Raw genomic sequence first — 23,229 nt, forward strand, 5'->3', positions numbered from 1 at the left:
TCGGTCAGACCGTTGCCAGAATTTCGCCGAGCGCGGCGAGGGTGAGGCGGATCTTGTGGGGTTCGGCATTGTAGCCCATGGCACCGATGCGCCAGATCTTCCCGGCCAGAGGACCGAAGGCCGTGCCAATCTCGATCTGGTATTCCTCACGCATCCGCGTGCGGACGCGTTCGCCATCGACGCCCTCCGGAACATAGACGCCTGTGACATTGGTCATGCGATACGCATCCTGCCCGTACAGGGTCAGGCCGAGGGCGCGAAGACCGTCGGTCATTGCACGGCCGGCCGCTTCATGGCGGGCGAAGCGGTTCTCCAGCCCCTCCTCCAGAGCGATCCGCGCGCATTCCCGGGCGGCATAGAGCATGGAGGTCGCCTCGGTGTGATGATTGAGCCGCTTTTCGGACCAGTAATCCATGATCATCGCCAGATCGAAATAGTTCGACCGGATGAAAGGCCGGGTTCCGTCGTGAATATCGTCCCGGCGGATGCCGCTCTCCACCTTGCGGCGCGAGAAGATGAATTCGGCCGCACGATCCGAAACGGTGATGGGGGCGCTTCCGGGCGGACCGCCCATGCATTTCTGCAATCCGGCAGAAACGATGTCGATCCCCCATTCATCGGTGCGAACGGCCATACCGCCGAGTGTCGCCGTCGCATCCACATAGGACAGGGCGCCGTATTTCCGGCAGAGCGCACCGACCCCCTCGAGGGGCTGGGCGGTCGTGGTGGAGGTATCGCCGTGAATGGCGGCGAAAACGGCGGGACGGTGTTCGGCCAGGGCGGATTCGATCTGTTCCAGAGACGCGACCTGACCCCATTCGAGATCGATCGAGGCAATCTCGGCGCCCAGACGCTCGGCGATTTCTCCCAGAAGCATGCCGAACCGCCCCGAGCGGATGAGCAGGACCTTGGCCCCCGGTTCGATCAGCGATGTGAGCGCGGCCTCGATACCGGCGCGGGCAGAGCCGTCGATGAGAAAGGTCCAGCGATTTCCGGTCATGAAAACCTGACGATACAGGGCCATCGTCTGGTTCATGTAATCGGTCATTTCCGGGTCGAACTGCCCGAGCATGTCCGCCCCCATGGTGCGCAGGACACGGGGATGAACGTTGATGGGCCCCGGCCCCATCAGGAGGCGCTGCGGGGGATCGATCTCGCCAAAAAAGCTGTTCACCGGTCTTCTCCAAATTTCTCGATAACTCTGGTCAGCGTATCGAAGGCGGCCTCGACATCGGAGACCGTCACGGATTCCGCCGGGTTGTGACTGATCCCGCCAGCACAGCGTATGAAGAGCATGGACATGGGCGCGCATCGGGCCATGACCATCGCGTCGTGCCCGGCCTGGCTGAGCAAAAGCGGTGGCTCTTCCCCGGTCGTCTCGACGATCGCCTCTCCCAGCATTCTGTTCAGGGTCTCGTCGCACAGGGCACCCTGGAGATCCTGGATCCGTTCGACCTGAACGGTGACCTGGCGTTTTCGGGACAGCGCGTCGAGCATGGAACGGATTTCCCCGGCAGCCGCCTCCCTCGCCCCGGGAGTTACGGCACGGATATCCATGGTCATGACCACCTGACCCGGCACCACATTGGGCGCACCGTTCTCGACCTGGAGAACGCCGACCGTCGTCACGAGGTCGTCCGGACCCGCGGCACCGACGGCCTCGATCGAGACGATCGCCTCCGCAGCGGCAGCGAGGGCATCCCGGCGCTCTCCCATCGCCGTGCCCGCATGATCGGCAAGACCGGTGAAGGTGACGCGATAGCGGTATTGCGAGGCGATACCGCGAACGAGACCCAGAGGACGTGCGGCCCGTTCGAGATGCGGCGCCTGTTCGATATGAGCCTCGAGATAGGCAAGGACATTCTGTCTGCGGGCTGTCCCGAAGCGTTGCACCGAAAGCCCCCAATCGGCCAGTGCGCGATGCAGCGTGATACCTTCGCTGTCACGGATGGTATCGTCGATCTCCTGTTCGAGACCGGCCGCCGAGCGGGACCCCATCATGTAGGTCGAGAAACGCGACCCTTCCTCATCTCCGAAACCGATGACCTCGATCGCGAACGGAAAACGGCGGCCTTGCGCATGGAAAAAGGCGACGGTCTCGATACCGAGCATCACCCCCAGCATTCCGTCATAGCGCCCTCCGTCGCGAACGCTGTCGACATGAGAGCCGAGCAACAGGACAGGCGCATCCGCAGGGATCCCGGCGTAATGACCGACGATATTGCCCACCGCGTCGATCTCGACGCTCATCCCGGCTTCATCCATCCATTGCGCGATGCATCCCAGCGTCGCGTGATGGGCAGGGCCGAGATAGGGCCGGAACAGCCCGTCTTTCTGGTCGCTGTACGGGGGGACGCCCAGCGCGTCGCAGCGGGCTTTCGCCCGGGCACCATGTATCGGATTATCCGTCGCTTCGGTCATGTATACAAGCATGTCCCAACATGGCCCGAATGACAATCGAAAGCTGTCTCCTTACCTCGCCGAAACACGAAAAACGGGCGGAAGGGAAAGCAGGGGGCGGGAAACCGTGCAGGATCCGGGTAAAAGAGCCCTGAGACAGAGATGTCGAAGATCTCGAATCCGGAAAATAGAGGCATAGACTCTCGAAACCCGTAATATTAGAAAAACCGGAAGAGAAACGAATCGCGTGAAGGAGCGGTATCCGTTTCCCGGCTTGATTGCCGGAAAGAGGAGATTGCGCCTTCCTGTCGCCGGGATGCGACCCGCGCTTTTTTTCCGGATCGATCGAAACACAGGAAGAGGAGTTCAAGCGCCATGCGTGACCTGACGCAGGGATCGGTTGCGCGGCTGCTTGTCGGCATGGCCGGGTTCATCGGCTTCGGGCTGATCGTGCAGACGCTTTACGTTCTGGTCGATCTCTATTTCGTATCCCAGCTCGGCGGTCGGGCTGTGGCCGGTGTGGCTGCTGGCGGAAGCGTGCTCTTCTGCGCCATGGCGCTCAGCCAGATCATCTCGGTCGGGGCCCTGTCCCTCATCGCACAGGCGATCGGCGCCAGGGAGATGGGGCGGACCCAGACCCTGTTCGAGCAGACGCTCGGCATGAGCGTGCTCGCCTGTCTCCTCACGATCGTCGGGATCCGGACGGCCGGAGACGGTTTCGTGACGTTGCTTTCTGCGGATGAGGAGACGGCGCAGGCGGCACGCCGGTATCTGTTTGCCCTCATGCCCTCCCTCGCGCTCCTCTTTCCGAATGCGGCGCTCGGTGCTGCATTGCGGGCCGGGGGAGTGGTCGGCGTGCCGATGCTGATCCAGTCCGCAACGGTTCTTCTCAATGCCGGTCTGGCGCCGGTTCTCGTCATGGGGTGGGGAACGGGTCATTCATACGGTGTGGCGGGTGCGGGCTATGCGAGCTCGATCGCAGTCGCGCTCGGGTCTCTTTTCCTCGTCGCTCTGCTCGGACGGCTCGCGCCGCAATTCCGGCTTCGTCTCGCGATGCCTCGCCTGTCCGTATGGCGTCAGATCGTCTCGATCGGCCTGCCGGCTTCGGCCGAGTTCTTCGTCATGTTCCTGATCTCGGGCTGCGCCTACTGGGCACTCCGCCGTTTCGGTGCCGATGCCCAGGCCGGGTTCGGCATAGGATCGCGGGTGATGCAGGCGGTTTTCCTGCCCGCCATGGCCCTCGCCTTTGCTGCAACGCCGATCGCAGCGCAGAGTGTCGGGGCCGGTCAGGTCGATCGCGTGCGACAGGTCTTTCGTGTGGCAGCCCTGTCAGGGGGTGCCATCATGCTGGCTTTGAGCGCGCTTTGTCATCTGCGCCCGGAGCTGATGATCGAATTCTTCACGGACAAGCCCCAGGTTCTCGGATACGCGACCGGATATCTGCGTATCGTGTCCTGGAACTTCGTTGCCGTAGGACTGGTCTTTACCTGTTCGGCCCTGTTCCAGGGATTGGGCAACACCGTTCCGGCACTGATCAGCACGGCGAGTCGTCTGGTGACATTCGTCCTGCCGATAGGTCTCCTCGCCAGATGGCCCGGCACCCGTATTGAGGATTACTGGCACGTCTCGAACGTTTCGGCCGTCATACAGGCAGGACTGAGTCTCGTGCTGTTGAGACGGGCTCTGGGCCGGCTGGGGAAACGGGGACCTGCTCCCGGCCGCGAGGGGGATGTGCCCCCCGCAGAATACCTGGGAGAGTCCTTGGACGAGCCCCCGGGAGAGCTCCCGTCCGAAAACGGACGGGGGCTGGCGTCTCAGGCTTCGAGTGCTGCCTGAAGCTGGGGCAGAACCTCGAACAGATCGCCCACGAGACCGTAATCGGCCACACCGAAGATCGGGGCCTCGGGGTCCATGTTGATGGCCACGATCACGCGGCTGTCCTTCATGCCTGCCAGATGCTGGATGGCCCCCGAGAGACCGACGGCGATATAGAGATCGGGCGCGACGATCTTGCCGGTCTGCCCGACCTGCATCTCGTTCGGGGCAAAACCCGCATCGACCGCAGCCCGAGAGGCACCGATCGCGGCCCCCAGCCTGTCGGCGATGGGCTCGAGCAGTTTGAAGTTCTCGGCGTCCTTCAGGCCTCGCCCACCCGAAATCACGACGCGCGCCGTTTCCAGCTCGGGACGATCGGAATGGGTGAGCGCGATCCCGACGAAGCGCGCATCGGGTATCTCGACCGCAGCGGAAACGGACTCGATCGGTGCCGATGCCGTCTCGCCCAGCTTCGCCGCCTCGAAATTCGCATTGCGGACGGTCAGCACCTTGATCGCATCGCGTGAACGGACCGTCGCCAGCGCGTTTCCTGCATAGATGGGACGGACGAAGGTATCGGCATCGATGATTTCGATCACTTCGGTGATCGGCTGGACATCCAGCAGTCCGGCCGCACGGGGCAGGATATTCTTGCCATAGGCGGTCGCGGCGGAAACGATATGGTCGTACTGCGCGGCACGGTCGGCGATCAGCGCAGCGATGCACTCGGCCAGAGGCGGCGTCGAGTCTGCGTGAAGCACGCGCGTGATGCCCTCGATCCGGGCGGCTTCCTGCGCGCCTTCGGCGCCGACGAGCAGAACGTCCACCGCGCCGAAAACGCGGGCTGCGGCAACGGCAGAGAGGCTGGCTTTCTTGATGGATGCGCCTTCAGCCTCGATCAGAACCAGAGTCGTCATGTTCAGATCACCTTCGCTTCATCGCGCAGCTTGCCGACCAGCTCGGCCGCGCTTGCCACCTTGATACCCGCCTTGCGCACGGGCGGCTCGATCACGGTCACCGTCTCGAGACGCGGGGCGAGATCGACACCCAGCGTATCGGCAGCGATGGTTTCGAGCGGCTTCTTTTTTGCCTTCATGATGTTGGGCATGGTGGCATAGCGCGGCTCGTTCAGGCGCAGATCGGTCGTGACCACGGCCGGAAGAGCCAGATCGACGGTTTCGAGGCCGCCATCGGCTTCGCGCGTGACGGTGATGCGTCCGTTCTCGACGGAAACCGCACTTGCGAACGTACCCTGCGGCCAGTCGAGACGGGCGGCAAGGATCTGGCCCGTCGCATTCATGTCGTCGTCGATCGCCTGCTTGCCCATGATGACCAGACCGGGATTCTCGCGATCCACGATGGTCTTGAGCAGTTTGGCCACGGCCAGAGGCTCGAGCGCGGCCTCGGTCTGCACGAGAATGGCACGATCTGCCCCCATGGCCATGGCGGTACGCAGGACGGGCTGCGCCTCGGCCACGCCGATCGTTACCACGACGATCTCGGAGGCTGCGCCTTTCTCGCGGAGCCTGACGGCCTCCTCGACTGCGATTTCGTCGAACGGATTCATCGACATCTTGACGCCTTGCGTCTCGACGCCGCTGTTATCGGCCTTGACGCGGGGCTTGACGTTGTAATCCACCACCCGCTTGACCGGGACCACTATCTTCATCTGTCTCTCGCCGATCCTGGAAATGTCGACAGGGTTCATACCCTATCGCAATGCAAAATCACATACCGACAGGGTAATTCGGCCCCCCGCCGCCCTCGGGCACGCACCATTCGATGTTCTGGGTGGGGTCCTTGATGTCGCAGGTCTTGCAATGCACGCAGTTCTGCGCGTTGATCCGCAGGTGCATTTCCTTGTCCGCCTCGACAGCCTCATAGACCCCGGCCGGGCAATAACGGCTCTCGGGAGAGCGGTAGAGTCCCCAGTTGACGGCATTCCAGAGAGAAGGATCGCGCAGTTTCAGGTGAACGGGCTGATCCTCCTCGTGATTGGTGGCCGAGAGGAAAACGGACGAGTTCAGATCGAAGGTCAGCTTCCCGTCCGGCTTCGGATAGGCGATGGGCTTCGTCTCGTTCGCGGGTTTGAGCGCGTCGTGATCGGTATGGCGCATATGGAGCGTCCAGGGCGCACGACCGCGGAAGATGACGCTGTCGATCCCGGCATAAAGCGCGCCCAGTCTGGTGCCCCAGCGGGCAAAGGCGGGCCGGATATTGCGTGCCTCGAACAGTTCCCTGAACAGCCAGGAACCCTTGAACCGCCGCGTATAGCTCGTGGCCTTGTCCGGCCCTTCGGAGCCGAGCGCTTCCGCGACGGCTTCCGCCGCCAGCATCCCGGATTTCATGGCCGTATGCGTGCCCTTTATCTTGGGCATGTTCAGGAAGCCCGCGGAATCCCCCGCGAGAACCCCACCGGGAAAGGAGAGCCGCGGGAGAGACTGAAGCCCCCCTTCTGACAGCGCCCGGGCGCCGTAGATCAGACGGCGACCGCCCTCGAGATGTTTCGCGAATTCGGGATGGGTCTTGACGCGCTGCATCTCCTGGAACGGCGAGAGCCAGCTATTGTCGTAATCGAGCCCGGTCACGAAGCCGTAGGAGACGAGATTCTCGCCGAAATGATAGAGCCAGGCGCCGCCATAGGTACCGTTGTCGAGCGGCCAGCCGAAGCTGTGCTGAACGAAACCCGGTCTGTGGTTCTCTGCCGGTATTTCCCAGACTTCCTTGATGCCCAGACCGTAGGTCTGCGGATCGACGCCCTGACGCAGGTCGAAATGTTTCATCACGCGCTGGCTGACGGAGCCGCGCGCGCCCTCGCTCAGAATGGTCTGTCTTGCGCGCAGGATCATGCCGGGCGCGAAATTCGGCCCATGTTCGCCCGTGCGCGTGACGCCCATATCGCCGGTAATCACGCCGCAGAGGCGGCCGTTCTCGATGAAGGGCTCGGCAGCGGCGAAGCCGGGATAGATCTCGATTCCCATCTCCTCGGCCTGCGCCCCGAGCCAGCGACAGAGCGCGCCGAGAGACACGACATAATTGCCGTGATTGGCCATGGCGGGCATGAGACGATCGATGAAGGGGATGGAGAAACCGCGCTTCCCGGTGAGGAAGAGAATCTTTTCTCCGGTGACGGGCGTGTTCAGCGGCGCATTGCGCTCGCGCCAGTCGGGCAGGAGTTCGGCGAGCGCACGCGGCTCGATGACCGCGCCGGAAACGATATGCGCGCCGATCTCGCTGCCTTTTTCCACAAGACAGATCGTTGCGTCAGGCAGGAGCTGGCGCAGGCGGATCGCCGCGGACAGGCCGGCTGGGCCACCGCCGACGATCAGCACGTCGAATTCCATTTCCTCGCGTTCGATTTCCGTGCTCATTCGGGCTCCGATCGATCTTGGGATCAGCCAGCGCGCCGCGTGAACGTCCAGTAGAACGGTACGCGGCCCTCGCGATAGGCCTTGGCTTCATAGCGTGTGGGCGACCAGCCCACGGGACGTTCGCCCCTGACAGGGGGCGGTGCGTCGAAGAGATCCTGGGCGCCCATGATCTCGAACACCCAGTCCTGATAGACCGGATGATCGCTGGCGACGCGCCAGAGGGCGCCCGGCTTCAGCAGGCGGGCCAGTTCACGGATGTTTTCCGGGTGGATGAAGCGCCGCTTGGCGTGACGCGCTTTCGGCCATGGATCGGGAAACATCAGATAGGCGCGATCGAGGCAGCCATCGGGCAGCGCCTTGAGAAGCTGACGCGCATCGTCCGGCCAGATACGGAAATGATCCGGCGGCTGAACCGTCTCTTCTTCCCCTTCCGGCACGAGGCGCGACATCAGGGAGCAAAGCCCGTTCTCGAATACCTCGGAGGCGATATAGCCGATCTCCGGGTTGCGTCGTGCCTGATCGAGCGCATGCTCGCCACCGCCGAACCCGATCTCGAGCCAGACGCCCTGGACGGGCGCGCCGGTAAAGGCGGCCTGCGGGGTGGCGGCCTGGTCGGGATTCAGGCGGAATCTTGGCAGCGCCTCATCGAGAAGGCGCTGCTGGCGGGCACGCAGGGGATGCCCGCGCTGGCGGCCGTAAAGCCGCTCAGGCTGGGATTTGAGTGCAGTGTCGGACAGGATGGGCCTCAGCGATTCAGGGCGCTGTGCAGACCCGGAACCAGATCCGTCTGCTCCCACGTGAAATTGTCCAGAGCCGGATCGGGCACGCGGCCGAAATGGCCATAGGCCGAGCTCGGCACATAGATCGGACGGTTCAGGCGCAGATGCTTGCGGATGCCGCGCGGCGACAGATCGACCATCTCGTTCAGCAGCTTGCCGAGACGCGCTTCGTCGATATCCTTGCCCGTGCCGTCGAGATCGACATAGACCGAAAGCGGCTTGGAGACGCCGATGGCATAGCTGAGCTGGATGGTGCAGCGATCAGCCAGACCGGCAGCGACCACGTTCTTGGCCAGATAACGTGCGGCATAGGCTGCCGAACGGTCCACCTTGGTGGGGTCCTTGCCCGAGAAGGCGCCGCCGCCATGAGGTGCCGCACCGCCATAGGTGTCGACGATGATCTTGCGACCGGTCAGGCCCGCATCGCCATCGGGACCGCCGATCACGAAGTTACCCGTCGGATTGACGTAGAATTCCTCTTCCGGGCACATCCAGCCTTCGGGCAGGATATCGCGGACCACTTCGCGCAGCATTTCGCGAATGGTGTTCTGGCGCATGCCTTCGATATGCTGCGTCGAGATCACGACCGAGGTTGCGCCAACGGGCTTGCCATCGACATAGCGCAGCGTGACCTGGCTTTTCGCGTCCGGCAGCAGGCCGACGCCCAGAGCATGGCCGCTCTTGCGGTAGTCACGAACCTTCTCGAGGATCGACTGCGCATAGAAGAGCGGGGCCGGCATGAGATGTTCGGTCTCGCGGGTGGCGAAGCCGAACATGATGCCCTGATCGCCCGCGCCTTCGTCCTTTTCGCCCGCGCTATCCACACCGACGGCGATGTCGGCGGATTGTGCATGGAGGAGCGAGGTGATCTCGGCGGTCTTCCAGGAGAAACCGTCCTGATCGTATCCGATATCCCTGATGGCGTCGCGCGCGCGCTCGATCAGCAGCTCCGGTGTGACCGATACAGGACCGCGAACCTCGCCGGCCAGAACGACACGATTGGTCGTGCAGAGCGTTTCGCACGCAACACGGGCTTCCGGATCGGCCTCGAGATAGGCGTCGAGGACCGTATCGCTGATACGATCGGACACCTTGTCCGGGTGACCTTCAGAAACGGATTCCGATGTGAAGAGAAAATCGCCGTAGTTACGCACTCAGGGACCTCGCAGGGAATGAGTGAAAGAATAAGGCAGCGGACGCGCGACAGCCTGCGCCCGTACCGCAAGAGAGGGTCGTCCTTAGAGGCAAGATACGGCGAGGGTCAAGAGTTTGTTATGATTTAGGCGCCTGGCTCCCGAAGACCATCGCCATGTCGTAGAGCCCCGCCGATCGGCCGTACAGCCAGTAAGCCGCCTTGAGCGCTCCTTGCGCGAAGACCCGCCTGTCGAAGGCGCGATGCGACAAGGTGATCTGCTCGGTATCCGATGTCAGGATCAGGCTGTGCTCTCCCACGATCTGTCCCGCGCGCAGGGAGGCGAACCCGATCGCGCCCTCGCCGCGCAGCCCCGAGCGATCGGTCTCGGCGATCCCGGCCAGGGCGGCACCGCGCCCGCGCGCCACATGCTCGCCAATGGCCAGAGCCGTGCCGGAAGGGGCGTCGCGTTTCTGGCGGTGATGGGTTTCCAGGATCTCGGCATCGTATTCGCTTGCGGGCAGGGCTGCGCCGAGCTGACGGGCCAGATCGAGCATCATGGTCAGACCCGGCGCGAAATTGGCGGCGCGAAGCACGGGAATGACTGCCGAGGCCCGTTCGATCGCGTCTTCGGCAGCGGCATCGAACCCGGTCGTGCCGATCACCCAGGCACAACCCGCACTGCTGAATGCCCGGGCATTGGCACAGGTGGCATCCGGGCTGCTGACATCGATCACGACATCGCTGCACGCTGCGAGTTCGGACGGATCCGTCACGATGCGGCGCGATGGATCGGCCTTGCGGGCCAGACCGCCCGAGAGAATACCGGGAGCTGAGGCCGTGTTTTCGAGCTCGGCCGCACAGAGCGCGCCGAGGCGGCCTGTGATGCCCGCAATACCGATGCGCATCCTGTCATTTCCCTTCGAAGAAGTCGCGGACCTTGGCGAAGAAGCCGGTATGTTCGGGATTGGCCTTTTCCTGATCCTGCGCCTCTCCCGCCTCCGTCTCGAACTCCTCCAGAAGCTCCTTCTGGCGCTTGCTCAGATGATGCGGCGTTTCCACGGCGACCTGGATATACATGTCGCCACGGGCACTCGAGCGCAGAACCGAGAAGCCCCGACCGCGCAGACGGAAATTCTCGCCGGTCTGGGTCCCCGCGGGGATCCTGACCTTGGCCCGGCTGCTATCGATGACCGGAACCTCGATCTCCGTTCCCAGAGCGGCCTGGGTCATGCGCAGCGGCACACGGCAATAGATATTGGCGCCGTCACGCTGGAAGATCTCGCTGCTGCCGACTGCGACATGAACATAGAGGTCGCCCGGTTGTACGCCATTGCCGCCCGCTTCGCCCTCACCCGTGACGCGGATACGGGTGCCGTCCTCCACCCCGGCCGGAATGGCGATATCGAGGGTGCGGGTCTGTTCCGTCGTGCCCGAACCGCGGCACGTCTTGCACGGATTGCGCACGACCTTGCCCGAGCCGTGACAGGTCGGACAGGGACGTTCGACCAGAAAGAATCCCTGCTGGGCGCGAACCGCGCCCGCACCGTGACAGGTCGGGCAGGTCGTGTCGCCGGGGTTGCTCTCCGCCGAACCCGAACCGTGGCAGTCCTCGCAGGTGACGCGCGTACGGATCTCGACCGGCTTCTTCACGCCGGTGAACGCCTCGCTCAGGGAGATCTCGACCTGGACCTGGATGTCATTGCCCGTGCGACGGCGCCCGCCACCGCGGCGGCCGCCCATCATGTCGCCGAACATCTCGAAGATATCGTCGAGTCCCCCGCCGCCGAAGCCACCGAAGCCGCCGCCCATGCCGCCCATGCCGCCATTCTCGAAGGCAGCATGACCGAAGCGGTCATAGGCGGCACGTTTCTGCTCGTCCTTCAGGACGTCATATGCCTCGTTGATCTCCTTGAACTTGTGCTCTGCCGTTTCATCCCCCGGATTGCGGTCGGGATGATAGCGCATCGCCTGCTTGCGATAGGCTTTCTTGAGTTCGTCGGCAGAGGCGGTCCGGGAGACTTCGAGAACGGCGTAGAAATCGATTTTGGTGGCCATGGGAGTCCTCGTCAGGAGATCCGGGGTCAGGAGATCCGGAGTCTGGAGATTCGGGGGTCAGGATGGGGGTGCCACGCGCCGTCGCCACTGACGGGCGGGTAAGGTTCGGGCGGGTAAGGTTCGGGCGAGCGGAGCAGAACGGCGAAACGCCCGCCCTTCCCTGAGGAAGGACGGGCGCCACGAGCAATCAGCCTCGGGAAGGGGCGGGAGACCGCCCCTGCCTTCGGGAGATCAGTGCTTCTTGTTGTCGTCCACGTCCTCGAAATCGGCGTCCACGACGTTTTCGTCCTTGGCAGCATGAGCCTCGCCACCGGCTGCGCCTTCCTCGGTCTGACCCGCGGCATAGGCAGCCTGACCGATCTTCATGGCCGACTGCGTCAGACGCTCGGAGGCAGATTTCAGCGCCTCGGCATCCGTGCCGTTCATGGCTTCGCGCACTGCGGCGATGGCCGCTTCGGCTTCGGACTTGTCCGCTTCCGGAACCTTGTCGCCCGCTTCGCTGATGGCCTTCTCGGTCTGATGAACGAGGGCCTCGGCATTGTTGCGCTGCTCGACCAGTTCACGCTTTGCCTTGTCGGCGCTGGCATTGGCTTCGGCTTCCTTGACCATACGGTCGATATCGGAATCCGACAGACCGCCGGAGGCCTGGATCTTGATCTGCTGCTCCTTGCCGGTCGCCTTGTCCTTGGCGGACACGTTGACGATGCCGTTGGCGTCGATGTCGAAGGTGACCTCGATCTGCGGCACGCCGCGCGGGGCCGGAGCGATCCCGGTGAGATCGAAATTGCCGAGCAGCTTGTTGTCTGCCGCCATTTCGCGCTCGCCCTGATAGACCTTGATGGTCACGGCGCTCTGGTTGTCCTCGGCGGTCGAGAAGGTCTGGCTCTTCTTGGTCGGGATCGTCGTGTTGCGATCGATCAGACGGGTGAAGACACCGCCCAGCGTTTCGATACCCAGCGAGAGCGGGGTCACGTCGAGAAGCAGGACATCCTTCACGTCGCCCTTGAGCACGGCGCCCTGGATGGCTGCACCGATGGCCACGACTTCGTCGGGGTTGACGTTGCGGGCGGGTTCCTTGCCGAAGAACTGCTTAACGGTCTCGATGACCTTCGGCATACGGGTCATGCCGCCGACGAGGATGACTTCGTCGATTTCCGCCGGCGTGACCGAGGCGTCCTTCAGGGCCGCGCGACACGGGCCGAGCGTACGCTGGATCAGATCCTCGACCAGGCTTTCCAGCTTGGCACGGCTGAGCTTGATCACGAGATGCTTCGGACCCGAGGCATCGGCCGTGATGAAGGGCAGGTTGATCTCGGTTTCCTTGGCGGAGGAAAGCTCGATCTTGGCCTTTTCTGCCGCTTCCTTCAGACGCTGCAGGGCCAGCTTGTCGCCACGCAGGTCGATGCCCTGCTCGCGCTTGAACTCGTCCGCGAGGTAACCGATGATGCGGTTGTCGAAATCCTCACCGCCGAGGAAGGTGTCGCCGTTGGTGGACTTCACCTCGATCACGCCATCGGAGATCTCGAGGATCGACACGTCGAACGTGCCACCGCCGAGGTCATAGACGGCCACGGTGCCGGAATCGCGCTTGCCGAGGCCGTAGGCCAGAGCGGCAGCCGTCGGCTCGTTGATGATGCGCAGCACTTCGAGACCGGCGATACGACCGGCATCGCGCGTCGCCTGACGCTGGGCATCGTTGAAGTAGGCCGGAACCGTGATGACGGCCTGGGAGACGGTCTCACCGAGATAGGCCTCGGCGGTTTCCTTCATCTTGCCCAGAACGAAAGCCGAGATCTGCGACGGGGAGTAGTTCTCACCGCGTGCGCGCACCCAGGCATCGCCGTTATCGCCACGTACGATTTCGTACGGGACCATTTCCTTGTCCTTGGCGACGGTCGGATCGTCGTAGCGACGGCCGATCAGACGCTTGACGGCATAGAGCGTGTCGGAAGGATTGGTGACGGCCTGACGCTTGGCGGCCTGACCGACGAGACGCTCGCCGCTGGCCGTGAAGGCGACCATGGACGGCGTGGTACGCGCGCCTTCGCTGTTCTCGATGACCTTGGTCTCGTCGCCTTCGCGAATGGCGACGCAGGAATTGGTGGTACCGAGGTCGATACCGATGACTTTACTCATGTTCCGGTCCTTTCAGCGGCGTGGTCCGGCCCATTCAGGCACCGGTCAACGCCCTCGTTTTCTGGAATCCTGCCCCGTCAAGGGACTGGTTTACCTGTAAAATCTAGGAGGCCTTCAGGTCGGTTTCAACCCTCATTCGCCCGCTTTGTTTCCGCCCTTGGCAACCACGACCATGGCGGGCTTGAGCAGACGTCCGTGCAGGGTCCAGGTCGGCGTCCAGGCCTGCATCACGGTGCCGTCGGCATGGTCGTCGCTGGGCTGCTCCGCCATGGCCTGATGCAGGTTGGCGTCGAAGGCCTGGCCGACCGGATGCTGGCAGGTGATGCCGTTTCGCTCGAGAATGCCGAGGAACGAACGCTCGGTGCTTTCGAAGCCCTCGCGCAGCTTTCCGATCAGGCTGTCTTCCGTATCGCTTTTCGCGGGCAGGGAGGCGAGACCGCGCTGCAGGTTCTCGGCCGCCTCGACGACATCCTTGGCGAATTTCTGAACGGCGTACTGACGGGCATCCTCGACCTCGCGCTTGGAGCGGGTGCGGAGATTCTGCATCTCTGCCTCGGCGCGCATCCACTTGTCGCGGAATTCGGCGACCTGGGCCTCGAGCTCGGCGATACGGGCTTCGGGGGATTCATGGCCGTCCGTCCGATGGCTTTCCGTATCCTGCCCGTTTCCTGTCTGCTCCGCTTCCTTGCCCGACATGTCGGCCTGTTCGGCGTGCAGCTCTTGTTCTGTTGTCATCGTGGTCGCAACCTCGGAATTCTGGCCCGGTCTGGACCGGGCGGCTGACGGTCGGCTTCCGGCGCGCTCCCCCTGTGCGGGGCGAGTAGAACTGCCAGAAGCCACGAAACGCGAACGGCAGAGCATCTGGGAGTGCCCCACCGTTTTGAGCCGCCCCGTCTTGGGCGCGGCTTCGTGGTAGGATATAGGTGGCAGTCCCAAGCCATATGCCAACCCCCCCTGAATTGGCAACAGGCAGAAATTGACAGGCGGATGCATCACTCATGGAGATGACCAAGCACACAATCGCCCTGGTGGACGACGATCGCAACATCCTCACTTCGGTGCAGATGACGCTCGAGGCCGAGGGGTTCGTGGTGCATACCTATACGGATGGCGAGGCCGCGCTCCAGGGTATCCAGGCGCGTCCCGTCAGTCTTGCGGTGCTCGACATAAAGATGCCGCGCATGGACGGAATGGAGCTGCTCCAGCGTCTGCGCGCCCGGTCGTCCCTGCCGGTCATCTTCCTCTCCTCCAAGGACGAGGAGCTCGACCAGCTCATGGGGCTGAGGCTGGGCGCAGACGACTACATCACCAAGCCTTTCTCGCAGCGCCTGCTTCTCGAGCGCATCCGTGCCCTTCTGCGTCGTCAGGATGCCAGCCGGGCCGAAGTCAGCGGCGCCGCCGGTACGGGGGCGGCGATCGTGCGCGGCAGCCTGACGCTCGACGAGACCCGTCATCAATGTCTGTGGGCGGGGCAGGACATCATGCTGACCGTTACGGAATTCCTGCTGGTCAAGGCGCTGGCCCTGCGTCCGGGAATGGTGAAATCGCGCGATCAGCTCATCGATGCGGCCTATGGCGAGAACATCTATGTCGACGATCGCACCATCGACAGCCATATCAAGCGCGTGCGCAAGAAATTCCGGCAGGTGGATGACAGTTTCAACCAGATCGAGACACTGTACGGCATAGGGTATCGTTACAAGGAAGACTGAACGGCCATGCCGCAGCCCGAACCCTATGGAAGGCCGTCCCGGCGGGGGGCACCGGGCACGGTCTCGCGCCTGATGCGCCGGTTGCGCAGGCGCTCGCTGCGCCATCGCGACATCATGGCGCTGGAAGCCGGACGCGAGAACGAGCCGTCGCGGCGCTTCCGCCTGCCGCGTTTCGCCTCGCCGCTCATGAGGCGGATCTTCCTGCTCAATACGCTGCCTCTCGCCATTCTCGCAGTCACGCTCCTGTTTCTCAACGATTTCCAGAACAGCCTGCTCGAGACCGATGTGAACGCCCTGCGTGAGCAGGCGCATATCTATGCAGCGGCCATGGGCCAGATCGCCGTGGTGCGCGATCCCGCCCGGCATCCGCTGCCCGGTGCGGAATTCATGCTGGATGCCGCCCAGGCCCGGCCTCTTCTCCTGCGTCTTACGGAACCGAGTCCGAATGTCCGTGCCCGGCTCGTCGGACCGGACGGGACATTGGTGGCCGACAGCATGAACGAGGCGGCTCTCGTCAGACGCGGAAAGAGAAACGTGCAGTCGGGCGCCGGAGAGCCCGCGCCCCCGCCCCGCTGGGAGCCGCCGCGCAATAACGGCATCGAGATCGCTTATGAATGGCTTCTCTCGCTTCTCCCGCTTTCGTCCCGGGAGGGAATCGTGACGCTCGACACGCAGGACAATCCTCCGCCCCTGCGTTCGGCCGGCGAGTATCGCGGTGTCGAGGCGGCGCCCTATATCCGCCGTACCCCCGATCATCAGCTCGTCATCACCGTGGCAGAGCCCGTAACCCATGACGGTCAGACCGTGGGGATCATCCAGCTCACGCGGCAGGCACAGGAAGTCGATCGATCGCTTTTCGCGGTCCGGTCCTCGATCCTCTCGCTCTTTCTTGCGGCGATGGTGATCACGATGCTTCTGTCATGGTATCTCTCCCTGACCATCGCGCGCCCCCTGCTGCGGCTTGCGGTGGCCTCGCATGACATGCGCGATGTTTCCGGACGTGCGGATACCGTGCCGGAAGCGCTGCTGGTACGTCGGGACGAGATCGGCGTGCTGGCCCGCGCGCTCAGGGGGAGCGTGCTGGCCCTCTGGGCGCGCATGGACGCCATCGAGCGTTTTGCGGCCGATGTCAGCCACGAGATCAAGAACCCGCTTTCCTCCATACGCTCCGCCATAGAGACCCTGCCGCGGATCGAGAACCGGGAGCGCCAGACCCGTCTTCTCGGGATCATCAACAACGATGTGCGCCGTCTGGATCGTCTGATTACCGATATTGCCGATGCGAGCCGTATCGATGCCGAGCTTTCCCGCACGCGATCCGAGCCGGTCGCCGTCGGGATGCTGCTCTCGATCCTGACGGAGATGCACCAGACCACGCGCAAACCCGAGGATGCCGTTCTCGTTCTGGACGATACCCATGACGACGCGACTCACCCCTTGCGCGTCCTGGCCGTGGAGGATCGTCTCGTTCAGGTCCTGCGCAACCTGATCGGCAATGCGATTTCCTTCTCGCCTCCGCGCGGCAGGATCGTGCTCTTCATGGCGCCGCAGGACCGGCAGGTGAAGATCACCGTCAGCGACGAGGGACCGGGTATTCCGCCCCTCAAGCTGGAGGACATATTCGACCGGTTCTACTCCGAGCGACCCCAGACAGAGAATTTCGGCCAGCATTCGGGGCTGGGTCTGGCGATCAGCCGACAGATCGTCGAGGCCCTTCACGGAACGCTCTATGCGGAGAACCGTCACGACGATGCGGGCCGGGTGATCGGCGCGCGTTTCGTTATCCTGCTGCCGCGCGCGCTCTAGGCTCGGGCGCGTCGGTTTGCCGCCCCGCGAGCGCAGATCCGGCGCTCCGGACCGGGCATGCCGCGCATCGGTCGATACGGGCCCGGCATGCCTTGCCCGCGCTTCGCCTTTCCTTTTCCGGTCATGCGTGAAGTCAGAACCGGGCGAGGCGGGTCTGGCCTGCCGCCTTGCGTCGCGCCAGCACGTCGCGCATCTGCGCCACGCCGTTTTCATAGGAGGCCTGCGCGCATTCCTCCACCTCCGCGGCGCGGCGGTCGCTCGCGCCCAGCTGCGCCTCGCACAGAGCTTCGGCTTTCTCGCGGAGGGTATCGGCGATGCGGTTCCACTCCCGGTCGGAGTCGAGATTGACATGCGAGATATCGATCCGGGCATTGTCGGGCGTGCCGGGCTGCGCCTGCACGGTTTCGAGCCGGGCCGCATCGGCATGAGCCGGGGTGACGGTCAGGGCGACAAGGCTGGCGGCGGTGACGAGCGTCTTGGTTACAACGAACATGATGCAATCTCCGGGCTGACCGGAAGGCCCCATGCCTCCCCGGTCGAGACACTCCATGCAAGAAGCGTGCCAAACCCGTATTTTCATTGCTGGGAGAGAATATTTTTCCAGAAACCCTGAAAGAGAAAGAAACTTATCCCATAAGATATGGATAATCGGCCATTCGATGGCGTTTTTCGCCAGTTTTCCTGCAAGGTCTGCGCTCGATATCCGGGAGGCGCCGCCGGGATTGCGATCGGCGGTCCGGAGCGGTCTTGAAAAAACGATCGCAGCGGATCAGTGTCCTCCTGTTACAGATCGATTACAGGGGGCCTGACGTGGATTATCTGGGCAAGAGAGTGGTGGATCACGGGCGCAAGCTGCCCTTCCTCAACAAGTCGCTCTATCAGATCGGCAAGGATCTCCGGCCCTCAATCGACCGTTTCATCGCCCGCAACTCGCTCATTCCGAATACGGCGCTCGTCGATACGCGGTATTTTCCCTGGATCCGCATGCTCGAGCGGAACTGGGAAACCATCCGGGACGAGGCGCTTCGTATCCGGGCGGAAGATATCCCGTCTCTGGGAGAGATCTCGCGCGAGCACGGACGTATTGCCGGGGACCGACGGTGGAAATCCTTCTTTTTCGAGGGATACGGCTATCGTCGCGAGGAGAACCGTCAGCGCGCGCCGAAGACGACGGCCCTTCTGGACCGGATTCCGGGTCTGGTGACGGCGAGCTTCTCGGTGCTCGAAGCCGGATGTCACATCCCCCGTCATGTCGGCATGACCAAGGGAACGCTCGTCTATCATCTCGGTCTCAGCATCCCGAGGAACAGGGAAGCCTGTCATATCAATATCGAGACCGAGGCCGGGCTGCACGTCCATAGCTGGAGCGATGGCGGGTCCCTGCTGTTCGACGACACCTATAATCACGAGGTCTGGAACGATACGGACGAGGATCGCTACATCCTTCTGGTCCAGATGCAGCGTCCCTGCCGCAAGGCAGCGCGCAGGCTCCTGCGTTTCTTCCTGTTCTGCGTGCGTCATTCACGCTTCGTTCAGGAGATCAAGAAGCGTCTGGACCGGATGCCGACCGGTAATGACGCAGCCCCTGCGCCGGGGACCCCTGCTTCGGTAACCCCTGCTTCAGGGGCGTAGAAAACCGGGATGAGCGCGCCTTGGGCGGTCAGCGTGTCTGGCGCCATTGCCGGGCCTGGAGCACGACACTGTAGCTGACGAGCGCGAAGAGCACGGCAGCCGCGATCCCGCCGAGAACCGTCATCGAGACGGGGAGATGGAAAAGATAGGTCGGATCGTCGCAGGGTTTGGCGGGACGCAACGGCATATGGGCCATGCGCTCGCTGAAGCTTCCGCCATGAAAGACAGGCGCGTGACAGGACGGGAGCGGACTCTGCCACCATTTGCGTTCGACGCCGTTATGGAGGCCGGCAAGCATGACGGCGGCGGCGAGCGCCGGGAGAGACAGAACCGTCGCCCAGAAGCCGATCATCCCCGGAACCAGCAGGGCAATGACGCCGAGCACGCCGACGATACGCCAGGGGGTGCGTTCGATGAGGCAGAGCTCACAGGGCGCATAGCCCAGAACATGTTCCGCCCACCATGCGATTCCGAGTGCGGCCATACCGGCGAGAAACAGCGATCCACCGGTCAGTCTTGTAATCATTCCCGTCTTTCGGTCTCTCTCAGCATTTCGAGGAACGTATCGGCCCAGTTGGCTGCCGTATTCTGGGTCACGTCCTTGTGCAGAGCCTGCCAGCGCCTCTGTCTTTCTTCAAGGCTCATCGTGATTCCGGCATGGATCGCATCGGCGATCCCTTCGGAATCGTAGGGATTGACCATGAGCGCCTGTTCCATCTCCGGAGCGGCACCTGCGAGCGAGGACAGGATGAGCGCACCGGGATCGGCCTCGTCCTGAGCGGCGACGAATTCCTTCGCCACGAGATTCATGCCGTCGCGCAGGGGCGTCACGAGCGCGACATCCGCGATCCGGTGAAAGCCGGCAAGGAGCTCGCGCGAGACCGACTGGGTCAGATAGCGTATGGGCGACCAGTCGAAATTGCCATGCATGGCGTTGATATGTCCGGCCATCTCGTCGAGCTGGCGACGCAGGTCGCGGTAGCTCGCGACCCCGGCGCGTGACACCGGCGTGATCTGCAAGAGGACCGTCTCGCCCTTGTGCTGGGGATAACGGTTCAGGAAGGCCTCGTAGCCATGGATACGCTCGGGAATTCCTTTCGAATAATCGAGGCGGTCCACACCCAGGATCAGCTTTCGCCCGCGCAGCGAGGCATGGAGGCGCTGCACCTCCGGCATGAGGACGTTCCTGCTGGCCTGTTCGCTGAATTCGACCGGATCGATCCCGATCGGGAAATGGGCCGCGCGATTGGGGAGGCCGTTCGCCGCGAAACAGCCATCCATGTTGCGGGCATCTTCTTCGGTCTGCACCCCGATGAGATCGTAGGCCGCCATCTCGCGCAGCATTTCCTCGGCGCAGGGCAACACGCGGGTGACGCTCCAGGGCGGGAACGGGATGTGCAGAAAGAAGCCGATCTTGGCCTTGACGCCGCGTCGCCTCAGCTTCGCCCCGAGCGGGAAGAGATGATAGTCATGAATCCAGATCGTGTCGTCCTCGCGGAGGAGCGGGACGAGCTGGTCGGCGAACATGGCGTTGACTTCGCGGTAGACCTGATAATCCGTCCGACGATAATCGATGATCCCTATGCGGTAATGGCAGAGCGGCCAGAGGAGACCGTTGGAGAAATTCTCGTAGAAATGCTCGTACTGGCTGCGCGTGAGATCGATCGTCGCATAGGTGCAGCTTTCATGCGTGTCGCATCTGGGCGTCTGGTCTTTCGTCTGGCTGGCATGACGACCGGACCATCCGAACCAGAGGCTTTCCGTACCGCGCACGGCATCGCGCACACCGACCGCGAGACCGCCCGCGGGCTGACTGCGTTCCCGCGGGGCGGGAACGCGGTTCGAAACGACGACGAGGCGTCCCATTCAGCTCTGCTCCCCGTAACCTGCGAGAAAAGCGCGAAATGCATGGGCGGTCGGAAAATCGTCGGGAATGAGATAGCCCTGTCCGCCCATGGCCCGTGCGGCTTCGACCCCGTCCCGGTCGGTCACGTCATCGCCGACGAAAACGGGAATGCGTCCCCTGAAAGGAGGCGCCTGCATCAGAGCTTCGACCGCCTTGCCCTTGTGAACCCCTGCGAGCCTGATTTCCCAGGCCATCTTGGAAGGATGGATCTCGAACCTGTCCTGACCCGACAGCCAGGCAAGGATCTCCTGCTCGAATACGGGTCCGGCCTCCGGATGGCTCCGGTAATGCAGCACGAGACCCGCCTGCTTGCGTTCGAGGGCACAGCCCGCAAACCGGGCGACGAGCGTTTCGGCCCGGTCGATCCACGGCTCGGGCAAGGGGGTCGTCATCATCGGTTCCGTCGGGGCATCGGGGCTGCGACGCAGGGTCAGGCCATGCTCACCGGCGATTGCGGTCGGCACATGAGGCAGGAAATGATCGATCTGCGCGATGGGTCTGCCGGTGACGATGGCCAGAGCGCCGCCGCAGAGCGTTCTGATCCGGGTCAGGGTCTCGACAAGACCCTCTTCCACCTTCACCGAGGCCGGGGTGGGGGCGATATCGACGAGCGTTCCGTCGAAATCGAGCAGGAACGCCGCGCGATCCGGCGGGGGAAACGCCGGAGCGGGAAGGGGAAGATCGGGCCTGTCCGGCTCGGCGGGAGAGGGGGTTGTCATGATCCTGATAACTTCCTCATTGATACGCGGTTGCACCGAACCCGGGGGAACATCCGCGTTATCGCCCGCAAATCTGATCAGAATATGGTCGTATGTCGAAAGATGTTTCCCCGGAGGAAGGGAGGCAAGGCGGCCTCCCGGCTCTCCGGCCTTCCGGCCGGAAACGACGCGGGAGGATCGGCGCAACAAGGTCGAAGCCGATGGGTCGAAGCTGCGGGGTCGAAGCTGCGGGGTCAGCGGGACGGAGCGGCTTGCGGGGGAGGGAGCGGGGTCGCGCCATTGCCCGAGAAAGGCGTGAGCTGGGTCGGGCCGCCTCCGGACGCGGTGCTGGAAGGGCGGCCATAAGGCGGGGCGGAAGAGGCAGGCGGGACGGGCTGGTCGCCCAGCGGGGCGAGGCGGGTCGGGCCGGTCGCGCTGTCCGATCCGCCCGGGCGATCGTCCAGATCGCCGGGCTGGTTCTGTTCGCCCTGGGGGGGCGAGGCCGTCAGGACCGGAACGACCGGCTTGGGCAGGGGGGCCAGAGCCGGGTCGGTCTTCGGACCCGCGCATCCCATGACGTTGATGCCGTATAGCGGGCTGCGAAAGGTGGAGAGAGAGGGCTCTTCGGCGAGGATCCAGCCCGTCCAGGCCGATTCCGGCTCGGAATCGTCGGTCGTGCTGAGGAGCACGGCCGCATTGCGCGGCAGCGTTTCCGGGCGATCGACGCAGCGGGTCACGCGCAGATGCAGCGAATGATAGTGTGCCTCGCCGCCAGCGGGGATCGTCAGGGTCTCGACGGTCGAATCCGTGCGGTTCAGGATCTGGATGACGGCCTCGCCGCGCCCTTGCCAGAGATCGGCGGCATACATGACGGGCGGAGCCACCGCCTCGGCGCCCGAAGCGGGCGCGCTCAGGACGAGGGCGAGAAACGGCGTCCAGGCGAGGCGTTTCATGTCTTGAGTCCTTTCAATGCGTCGATCATCTGCCTCAGATGATGGCGCATGACTTCCGGATCCACGCCCATCAGGAGGGCATCCTCATAGACATCCTGAAGGGTCTGTCTCAGTTCGGCATCGTTTTCGCGCAGAACCTTGAGCTTCTCGACGCAGGAAACGGGGTTGCCGTCGCGATCGGTCCAGGGGATCGATCCGGTCACGGGGTGCTCGCCTTCCGGCTCTTGTCGAGAGAATCCGTAACCGAGAAGATGAACTTGCTCAGAAGCTGCTCGAGGCTGATGGAGCCCTGTGTCTGGGTGACCATGCTGCCCGGTTTCAGGTCCTTCTCGTCGCCACCCGGAGAAAGGGCGATGTATTTTCCGCCGAGCAGACTGTCCGATGTCACGATGGCCGCGCTATCCGTCGGCAGGGCAATCCCGTCACGCACGGTGAAGGCGACTTCGGCGCGGTAATTTCCGGGATCGACGGATTCCGATGTCACATGGCCGACGGTGATCCCCGCCAGGCGGACATCCGATCCGACCGAAAGCCCGTCGATCTGATCGAAGACGGCGTGCAGCGTATAGCCGTCGCTGCCGCCCTGATGCCGTCCGAGCACCGCAAGTGCCAGAAGAGCGGCCAGAAGGGCCAGAACGAGAAAGCCGGTCATCAGCTCGACGAGGTCGCGACGGGGTCGCACGCCGGATAGTGAAGGCATGAGGCTTTGGTCCTGGTTTGATGGGCCCGAAAAGGATGACGCCCTTCAGTCCTACAGGCTTCGTCCGTCAGCGTCCATCGTCCGGATGGCGCCTCCCGCGCCCTCTTGCCTGCCGGGCACCGGGAGCGCCC

The 23,229-nt window shown here is 63.5% G+C and carries 22 protein-coding genes; 4 read left to right on the plus strand and 18 right to left on the minus strand.

Translation table 11 applies throughout. The features are described from left to right. Positions 1 to 4: 4 nt before the first annotated feature. Both SSA02_RS09560 and SSA02_RS09565 read right to left on the minus strand, forming a co-directional pair. A complete protein-coding gene (locus SSA02_RS09560; RefSeq protein ID WP_147093947.1) occupies positions 5 to 1,129 on the minus strand; it encodes a pyridoxal-phosphate-dependent aminotransferase family protein in 1,125 nt (374 codons plus the stop codon). A 41-nt stretch (positions 1,130 to 1,170) separates the two neighbouring features. After that, positions 1,171 to 2,421: an allantoate amidohydrolase gene (locus SSA02_RS09565; protein WP_147093835.1), complete on the minus strand. Its 1,251-nt coding sequence runs from the start codon at positions 2,419 to 2,421 to the stop codon at positions 1,171 to 1,173. 354 nt (positions 2,422 to 2,775) lie between these two features. Between SSA02_RS09565 and SSA02_RS09570 the strand changes: the two genes are divergently transcribed. After that, on the plus strand, positions 2,776 to 4,236 hold the full coding sequence (locus SSA02_RS09570; protein ID WP_147093836.1) for an MATE family efflux transporter: 1,461 nt from the start codon (positions 2,776 to 2,778) through the stop codon (positions 4,234 to 4,236). Here the strand turns inward: SSA02_RS09570 and SSA02_RS09575 are convergent. The 9 genes from SSA02_RS09575 to SSA02_RS09615 form a co-directional block, all read right to left on the minus strand. Then, entirely contained in the window at positions 4,215 to 5,132 is a 918-nt protein-coding gene (locus tag SSA02_RS09575) for an FAD-binding protein (RefSeq protein WP_147093837.1), read from the minus strand. The genes SSA02_RS09570 and SSA02_RS09575 overlap by 22 nt on opposite strands. 2 nt (positions 5,133 to 5,134) lie before the next feature. Beyond that, a complete protein-coding gene (locus SSA02_RS09580) occupies positions 5,135 to 5,884 on the minus strand; it encodes an electron transfer flavoprotein subunit beta/FixA family protein (RefSeq protein ID WP_147093838.1) in 750 nt (249 codons plus the stop codon). 58 nt (positions 5,885 to 5,942) lie between these two features. Continuing rightward, positions 5,943 to 7,586 carry an electron transfer flavoprotein-ubiquinone oxidoreductase gene (locus SSA02_RS09585; protein WP_246103812.1) on the minus strand — a complete coding sequence of 548 codons (1,644 nt, stop codon included), beginning with the start codon at positions 7,584 to 7,586 and terminating at the stop codon, positions 5,943 to 5,945. A 23-nt stretch (positions 7,587 to 7,609) separates the two neighbouring features. After that, the gene (gene trmB, locus SSA02_RS09590) at positions 7,610 to 8,326 is read right to left on the minus strand and encodes a tRNA (guanine(46)-N(7))-methyltransferase TrmB (RefSeq protein WP_147093949.1); all 717 of its coding nucleotides are present in this window, start codon (positions 8,324 to 8,326) and stop codon (positions 7,610 to 7,612) included. 5 nt (positions 8,327 to 8,331) lie between these two features. After that, the gene (gene metK, locus SSA02_RS09595; RefSeq protein ID WP_147093839.1) at positions 8,332 to 9,519 is read right to left on the minus strand and encodes a methionine adenosyltransferase; all 1,188 of its coding nucleotides are present in this window, start codon (positions 9,517 to 9,519) and stop codon (positions 8,332 to 8,334) included. A 118-nt stretch (positions 9,520 to 9,637) separates the two neighbouring features. Continuing rightward, positions 9,638 to 10,405 (minus strand): 4-hydroxy-tetrahydrodipicolinate reductase, encoded by a 768-nt coding sequence (dapB, locus tag SSA02_RS09600; protein WP_147093840.1) that lies wholly within the window; start codon positions 10,403 to 10,405, stop codon positions 9,638 to 9,640. Between the two features lie 4 nt (positions 10,406 to 10,409). After that, positions 10,410 to 11,555: a molecular chaperone DnaJ gene (gene dnaJ, locus SSA02_RS09605; protein ID WP_147093841.1), complete on the minus strand. Its 1,146-nt coding sequence runs from the start codon at positions 11,553 to 11,555 to the stop codon at positions 10,410 to 10,412. A 231-nt stretch (positions 11,556 to 11,786) separates the two neighbouring features. Then, a complete protein-coding gene (gene dnaK / locus SSA02_RS09610) occupies positions 11,787 to 13,691 on the minus strand; it encodes a molecular chaperone DnaK (protein ID WP_147093842.1) in 1,905 nt (634 codons plus the stop codon). A 132-nt stretch (positions 13,692 to 13,823) separates the two neighbouring features. After that, on the minus strand, positions 13,824 to 14,426 hold the full coding sequence (locus SSA02_RS09615; protein WP_147093843.1) for a nucleotide exchange factor GrpE: 603 nt from the start codon (positions 14,424 to 14,426) through the stop codon (positions 13,824 to 13,826). A 263-nt stretch (positions 14,427 to 14,689) separates the two neighbouring features. On the opposite strand from SSA02_RS09615, the gene SSA02_RS09620 reads away from it, so the two are divergent. Then, positions 14,690 to 15,403, plus strand: coding sequence for a response regulator transcription factor (locus SSA02_RS09620; protein ID WP_147093844.1), 714 nt, complete (start codon positions 14,690 to 14,692; stop codon positions 15,401 to 15,403). A gap of 114 nt (positions 15,404 to 15,517) precedes the next feature. Continuing rightward, the gene (locus SSA02_RS09625) at positions 15,518 to 17,209 is read left to right on the plus strand and encodes a stimulus-sensing domain-containing protein (protein ID WP_371859210.1); all 1,692 of its coding nucleotides are present in this window, start codon (positions 15,518 to 15,520) and stop codon (positions 17,207 to 17,209) included. Between the two features lie 133 nt (positions 17,210 to 17,342). Here the strand turns inward: SSA02_RS09625 and SSA02_RS09630 are convergent, their stop codons facing one another. Next, positions 17,343 to 17,702: a UrcA family protein gene (locus SSA02_RS09630; RefSeq protein WP_186807753.1), complete on the minus strand. Its 360-nt coding sequence runs from the start codon at positions 17,700 to 17,702 to the stop codon at positions 17,343 to 17,345. A gap of 254 nt (positions 17,703 to 17,956) precedes the next feature. On the opposite strand from SSA02_RS09630, the gene SSA02_RS09635 reads away from it, so the two are divergent. Beyond that, positions 17,957 to 18,841, plus strand: coding sequence for an aspartyl/asparaginyl beta-hydroxylase domain-containing protein (locus SSA02_RS09635; protein ID WP_306345086.1), 885 nt, complete (start codon positions 17,957 to 17,959; stop codon positions 18,839 to 18,841). Between the two features lie 28 nt (positions 18,842 to 18,869). On the opposite strand, the gene SSA02_RS09640 is transcribed toward SSA02_RS09635, so the two are convergent. The 6 genes from SSA02_RS09640 to mlaD form a co-directional block, all read right to left on the minus strand. Further along, positions 18,870 to 19,367, minus strand: coding sequence for a disulfide bond formation protein B (locus SSA02_RS09640; protein ID WP_147093846.1), 498 nt, complete (start codon positions 19,365 to 19,367; stop codon positions 18,870 to 18,872). Further along, positions 19,364 to 20,707 (minus strand): alpha,alpha-trehalose-phosphate synthase (UDP-forming), encoded by a 1,344-nt coding sequence (locus SSA02_RS09645; RefSeq protein WP_147093847.1) that lies wholly within the window; start codon positions 20,705 to 20,707, stop codon positions 19,364 to 19,366. Before SSA02_RS09645 ends, SSA02_RS09640 begins: the two co-directional genes overlap by 4 nt. Beyond that, positions 20,708 to 21,466 (minus strand): trehalose-phosphatase, encoded by a 759-nt coding sequence (gene otsB / locus SSA02_RS09650; RefSeq protein ID WP_147093848.1) that lies wholly within the window; start codon positions 21,464 to 21,466, stop codon positions 20,708 to 20,710. A gap of 233 nt (positions 21,467 to 21,699) precedes the next feature. Continuing rightward, complete coding sequence (locus SSA02_RS09655) at positions 21,700 to 22,398, minus strand: DUF2155 domain-containing protein (RefSeq protein ID WP_147093849.1); 699 nt, start codon at positions 22,396 to 22,398, stop codon at positions 21,700 to 21,702. Continuing rightward, entirely contained in the window at positions 22,395 to 22,601 is a 207-nt protein-coding gene (locus SSA02_RS09660; RefSeq protein ID WP_147093850.1) for a hypothetical protein, read from the minus strand. Before SSA02_RS09660 ends, SSA02_RS09655 begins: the two co-directional genes overlap by 4 nt. Beyond that, complete coding sequence (gene mlaD, locus SSA02_RS09665; RefSeq protein ID WP_147093851.1) at positions 22,598 to 23,098, minus strand: outer membrane lipid asymmetry maintenance protein MlaD; 501 nt, start codon at positions 23,096 to 23,098, stop codon at positions 22,598 to 22,600. The genes SSA02_RS09660 and mlaD overlap by 4 nt, the downstream gene beginning before the upstream one ends. Positions 23,099 to 23,229: the final 131 nt, after the last annotated feature.

The sequence above is a fragment of the Swaminathania salitolerans genome (assembly GCF_007988945.1).
GTDB classification, from domain to species: Bacteria; Pseudomonadota; Alphaproteobacteria; order Acetobacterales; family Acetobacteraceae; genus Swaminathania; species Swaminathania salitolerans.